Source organism: Acinetobacter sp. V110_1 (assembly GCF_031798975.1).
Classification (GTDB): Bacteria; Pseudomonadota; Gammaproteobacteria; order Pseudomonadales; family Moraxellaceae; genus Acinetobacter; species Acinetobacter nosocomialis_A.
This window is the reverse complement of sequence record NZ_JAVQNN010000009.1, coordinates 1-576: the sequence shown is the minus strand read 5'-3', so window position 1 is coordinate 576 and position 576 is coordinate 1. Positions and strand designations below refer to the sequence as shown.

Here is a 576-nt window from a genome sequence, read left to right as displayed (position 1 = left end):
GTGCACCTGGTTTGGGACCAGGGGGTCGTAGGTTCGAATCCTACTGCTCCGACCACTTAAAATAATATTTTAAGATCGGCGAAGTATCGCATGATAAGCATCATCGGTTAAGCGCCTGTAGCTCAGTTGGATAGAGCATCCGCCTTCTAAGCGGATGGTCACAGGTTCGAATCCTGTCAGGCGCGCCATTTGGTAGCTTGGTACATAGAACTTATTTGATGGTGGATGTAGCTCAGTTGGTAGAGCCCTGGATTGTGATTCCAGTTGTCGCGGGTTCGAATCCCGTCATTCACCCCAATTTCGGAGCATAGCACAGCCTGGTAGTGCACCTGGTTTGGGACCAGGGGGTCGTAGGTTCGAATCCTACTGCTCCGACCATATTTAAAAGCGTTCAAGCTTTCTAAAATATCCCATATATTAAAATCATTTCTTCTTATCTTATGGATAGAAGGAATTTTTTTGTTTTCTATAATAAAATTTTAATTCCAAATTGCTCCAATATCTGAACTTATTTATATAAGCTCTGTTCTCTGTTCTCTGTTCTCTGTTCTCTGTTCTCTGTTCTCTGTTCTCTGT

Annotated in this window: 3 tRNA genes; all 3 read left to right on the top strand. The window is 43.2% G+C overall.

Annotated elements, in window-relative coordinates:
• Window positions 1-111 precede the first annotated feature (111 nt).
• The 3 genes from RMA95_RS00450 to RMA95_RS00440 all read left to right on the top strand — a co-directional run bounded on the left by RMA95_RS00450 (window position 112) and on the right by RMA95_RS00440 (window position 378).
• Window positions 112-188, top strand: a tRNA-Arg gene (locus RMA95_RS00450).
• A gap of 33 nt (window positions 189-221) precedes the next feature.
• Window positions 222-297 (top strand) — tRNA-His (locus RMA95_RS00445).
• Between the two features lie 4 nt (window positions 298-301).
• A tRNA-Pro gene (locus RMA95_RS00440) sits at window positions 302-378 on the top strand.
• Window positions 379-576 lie beyond the last annotated feature (198 nt).